The sequence below is a fragment of the Chloroflexus sp. genome (assembly GCF_056331925.1).
On the sequence record NZ_JBWGQH010000052.1, the window covers coordinates 1 to 4,933 of the forward strand.

Below are 4,933 nucleotides of genomic sequence, written 5' to 3' on the forward strand. Positions count from 1 at the left end.
CATCAAACCCTCTGCGCGCTCGGCGCCCTTGCGTTGTTCCCTTCGAGCGTAATGGTTGTCCAATCCTGGACCCATCAAACCCTCTGCGCGCTCGGCGCCCTTTGCGTTACGGGATGAGCAACAGTTTCCCACTCGTCGCCCGGCTCGCCAGTGCGATCTGAGCCGCAGCAGCTTCCGCGAGCGGATAACGACGGTCGATCCGCACCTGTAACTCGCCGGCCCCAATCCACGTGAAAAGATCTTCGGCGCGCCAGCGCAACTCTTCCGGGGTCGCAATATAGTGGAAGAGGGTTGGCCGCGTCATAAACAGCGACCCTTTGCTACTGAGCGTCAAAGGTGAAATCGGCGCTACCGGACCACTCGCGTTACCAAACGTGACAAACATCCCACGCGGACGTAAGCTATCGAGGCTACCTTCGACCGTGCTCGCCCCCACCGAGTCGTACACAACATCAACGCCTCGCCCGTTGGTGAACGCACGCGCACGCTCGACGAATGACTCGCGAGTATAGATCACCACTTCGTCGGCGCCGGCTGCACGGGCCAACGCCGCTTTCTCCTCGGTCGAAACTGTCCCGATCACCCGCGCGCCCAATCGCTTGGCAATTTGAATCAGCAATAGACCTACTCCACCGGCTGCTGCGTGGATCAAACACGCATCGCCGGCTTTCAGCGGGAAGGTACTCAACGCCAGATAATGCGCCGTCATCCCCTGTAAGAGGACGGCAGCAGCCGTTTCGAGATCGACATTGTCGGGGACATGCACCAGTTTGTCGGCAAACGCGAGCGCATATTCGGCATAGCCACCGATGGCCGTCACACAGCCCACCCGATCACCAACAGCACAGTTACTGACTCCTTCACCAAGGGCGTCAACCGTCCCGGCAACTTCAAGCCCTGGCGTGAACGGCAACGGCTGCGGGTACAAGCCACTACGGTGATAAATATCAATAAAGTTTACCCCAGCCGCCGCTACTTTAATCCGTACCTGCCCCGGCCCCGGTGTTGGTACAGGTAGATCGACAAGTTGTAACTGCTCTGGCCCACCGGTCTGATGGATCTGGATTGCCCGCATGATCGTACCTCGTTTCCCGCCCACTCTTGCGCTTCGATCGAAAACTGACCTATACTATAACATAGTGCCGCTATCTCATTGTTACGGTGATGTCGCCTAATCGAGATAGCGAGGTGCATCTCTCGCCGGCAGTTGCCGGTTATGGTTGGCGACATTTCGTTGCTGTGTAATCTATACGCAATTAAGACCGAACCTTTCAGTGGGGGCGATAGTGCGTCGAAGCGGTCTACCACCTGAATATTTTGAGCGTTACGATGAAACCGATGATCGCTTGTTCTATCTGTATCCCCGGCTAACTGCCCATATCGATGAGTTGGCCTGCCAGGCGGTAACCCAATTAATTCGCGAAGAACTACCAAATGGTGGTTGCCTCCTCGATCTCATGAGTAGCTATGTGAGCCATCTCCCCAATGATATTCCGCTGACGCGGGTAGTTGGGTTGGGCCTGAATGAAGAAGAGATGCGCCTGAATCCGCAACTACATGAGTATGTGATCCACGATCTTAACGCTAACCCACAGTTGCCCTTTCCTGATCAGAGTTTCGACGGCGTGGTATGCACCGTCTCCATTCAATATATGACGCACCCGGTAGAAGTGTTTGCCGAGGTGAACCGTATCCTCAAGCCGGGTGGACCGTTTATCGTTACCTTCTCAAACCGTTGCTTTCCTAGTAAAGCGGTGCGAATCTGGTTGGCGACGAATGATCGCCAACATATGGAACTGGTGCGCTACTACTTTGAACTGGCCGGCGGTTTTACCCAGATTCGCTGTCTTGATCGCTCGCCAAACCATTGGCTAAGTGACCCACTCTACGCTGTAGTCGGTCGACGAGTGGTATAATCAGCACTTAGTGAATGATCATAGTCTTGGGAGAAGATCAATGCCGTCGGCCCCTCCTCAACCAGTTCAACTAGCTTGTCCATCTTGTGGAACACGTTTCCGTTCACTCGTCTATACGCTCGTCGATGGTGGCGAGCAGCCCGAACTAAAGGCTGCGCTCCTCACCGGTCAACTGAATGTCGCTGTCTGCCCTGCGTGTGGCATGGCAAGTATGCTCAGCGCGCCGCTTATCTATCACGATGCCGGTAAGCAACTGTTTTTGGTGTATGTTCCGCAAGAGCTGAATAGCCAACCGCAAGAGATCGACCGATTTATCGGTGATGCGTCGGCTTTCCTGCTCCGCTCGGTACCAAACGAGGCGCCACGTGGCTATTTGTTGGCCCCACGTCGCTTCCTGACGTTGCAATCGTTGATCGAGGCGATCTACGAGGCTGATGGCGTCTCGGCGGAAGATTTGCGCCGCCAAAACCGTTATGTCGAGATTTTGACCGACTTGGTCAATGTAGTAGATGATGATCAGCGGTTTACCGAGAAGGCCCAAGGCTATACTAAGGAGCTAACTCCTGAATTTTTTGCCACCCTCGATGCCTTTATCAATGCAACGAATAAAGCGCAGGCCCAGATGCGCTCGCTGTTGATCCGTGTCCGTGAGAAGTTACAGGCCTATACCGCTCGTGCGGCAGCACTGGCCGCCACACAAGAGTTAAATGCGGCAATCGAGCGGTTGCGGACGGTGAGCGATGATGAGTTGCCGTCTGCCGTGAAAGAGCTACGCCCCTTGATTGATTACGGTTTTTTTGAGCTGTGGACAGAACAGATCGAGGCAGCAGAGGCCTCCGGCGATACTGCGACTGCGCAGATGTTAACTGCACGTCGTAGCCGTATTCTTGAGCTGGTCGAAGCGATTGACCGTGAGGCGCAAGAGTTGTTCGAGCGCGGCAGTGCCTTGATCGATGACGTATTGTCGACGTCCGATCCGGTGGCTGCGCTATGGGAGCGGGCTGCTGAGGTAGACGAAGGCTTACTGACGGTCATATCGGCCAGTATCGCCGCCGCACGTCATGCTGGTAGCCCGGAATTGGTCGATCAGCTTGAACAGTTGGCTGCTACAGCGCAAGAGATTATCGAGTCGCGGCTCTCGCCTGAAGATCGTTTTATCAACGAATTGATGGCACAGGAGACGACTCTCGATGCGACCCGCTTGCTGCGCAAGAACATGACGAAAATTACCCCTGAACTTGCACGCCGTCTGAACGAACGGGCCGCCGAGGAAGAGAAGCGTGCCAATCAGGCTGCTGCCGAGCGGTTGCGCCAATTGGCTCGTGAGGCCAGTGCGTTGCTCTTCTAGTCCCCCTAGGGTACGGAGACGAACGGTTGGCTCGCGTCACCGGTTTGCGTCTTCGCACCCATCCAAGCACTATGCGAGCATTGTTTCTTCATCTCCTCGCCACGGTTGCTCAACCTTTGGTACGGCGCGCAAACGCGCATCCGCCACAGCGTATTCTGATCATCAAGCCCGACCACTTAGGTGATCTGCTGCTCGCGACACCGGCCTTGGCAGCGCTCCGAACTGCCTTACCGACGGCACACCTCACTGCTCTCGTTGGGCCATGGGCTGCGCCAATGTGGCAACGCTTGCCCGAACTCGATGCACTGGTCACGTTGCCATTTCCGGGGTTTGATCGCACCGTCGCCAAACCATCACGCCTCACACCTTACCTGCTCTTGCTGCGCGAAGCGTTACGCTTACGCCGACAGCGCTTCGATGCTGCGCTTATCATGCGCGACGATCACTGGTGGGGGGCTGCGCTGGCCTTATTGACCGGTATCCCTCGTCGAATCGGCTTTGCCCATCCCCTCTGCCGGCCCCTGCTCAGCGAGGCACTAGACTATCATCCGCGGCAACACGTTACTCAGCAGGCGCTCGATCTGGTAGCAGCGCTCACCGGTCATCGCCCACCACCAGCGCCGTTGCGCTTCTCACCGACGCCTGCTGCGCGTGAATGGGCTGCTATATGGTATCAGACGCACGTCGCGCCGAATGAACAGTTAATCATTATCCATCCCGGCACCGGTGGACCAACAAAGCACTGGTTGCACAGCTACTGGATCGCTCTTATTCAAAGCTTGCGTCGGCCTCGGCGGCGTTTTTTGCTCACCGGTAGTCCTGCCGAGCACGCCGCATTGGCCGCGCTTGCCACCGAATTACCTGATGTCTTGATGCTCAGTGTTGAAATGACTATTGACCGCCTTGCTGCGCTGTTTGTCTATGCCGAGTTGGTGATCGGTGTCGACAGTGGCCCACTGCACATTGCTGTTAGCCAAGGCGTACCCACCATTCACCTGTTTGGGCCGAGTGATCCACTTCGTTTCGGGCCGTGGGGTGATGGATCGCGGCATCACGTATTGAGCGCCGGGATCGCGTGCAGTCCATGCGGGGTCTTTGCTGCCTGCCCACGTGCGACCGATCCGCCCGAATGCATGGTAGCACTCACCCCGGCATCTGTCGTGGCGGCTGCCGAGACGTTATTGGCAACCGTAGGGAGTGGTCTATAGTGGGTATCACTTTTCAGATTCGGACTTGTGTTGGGACAGGGGGAAACACCAATACTGTGAAGTTCACCAGAGCATTGGACGGTAATGCCGTCAGGGAGTGTCAAAGAACTCGCTAAGGAAAGCACCAAAGCAGCGAAAACTGACGGAGCATTGCTAGTGATCTGCCGCCGTGCGTGAGGTGAAATACACCATTAGCAACACCACCAAACCTGAAGAGTCTCTCCATTGTGTACCCTTGTTGCGCAGCGCTCCCCTGGTCGGTAGCGAAACGCCCCACCTTAGGGGACGGTCGCCCAGTAGGTTGGTGGTGCAGCAACGGAGCGGACATGGCACAGAGTGCGCTCGCCCTATCCAGGGTAGGCACCCCCTCTGTCATTTCGCGCGCAGCGAGAAATCTTGGCATCCGTTGTGCGGCACGCGCTCTGCCCAGCATCGAAGATGTCTTGCTGCGCTCGACATGA

At 56.5% G+C, this 4,933-nt stretch carries 4 protein-coding genes; 3 read left to right on the plus strand and 1 reads right to left on the minus strand.

Annotation, left to right across the window (positions count from 1 at the left end; translation table 11 throughout):
• Window positions 1–106: 106 nt before the first annotated feature.
• Window positions 107–1,075, minus strand: coding sequence for a quinone oxidoreductase family protein (locus AC01ZF_RS17450; RefSeq protein WP_424676270.1), 969 nt, complete (start codon window positions 1,073–1,075; stop codon window positions 107–109).
• Window positions 1,076–1,286: 211 nt separating this feature from the next.
• On the opposite strand from AC01ZF_RS17450, the gene AC01ZF_RS17455 reads away from it, so the two are divergent.
• From AC01ZF_RS17455 to AC01ZF_RS17465, 3 genes are all read left to right on the plus strand, one after another.
• Window positions 1,287–1,916, plus strand: coding sequence for a class I SAM-dependent methyltransferase (locus AC01ZF_RS17455; protein WP_476575542.1), 630 nt, complete (start codon window positions 1,287–1,289; stop codon window positions 1,914–1,916).
• A 40-nt stretch (window positions 1,917–1,956) separates the two neighbouring features.
• A complete protein-coding gene (locus tag AC01ZF_RS17460) occupies window positions 1,957–3,264 on the plus strand; it encodes a CpXC domain-containing protein (protein ID WP_424676271.1) in 1,308 nt (435 codons plus the stop codon).
• Window positions 3,265–3,335: 71 nt separating this feature from the next.
• Window positions 3,336–4,472 carry a glycosyltransferase family 9 protein gene (locus AC01ZF_RS17465; RefSeq protein ID WP_424676272.1) on the plus strand — a complete coding sequence of 379 codons (1,137 nt, stop codon included), beginning with the start codon at window positions 3,336–3,338 and terminating at the stop codon, window positions 4,470–4,472.
• Window positions 4,473–4,933 lie beyond the last annotated feature (461 nt).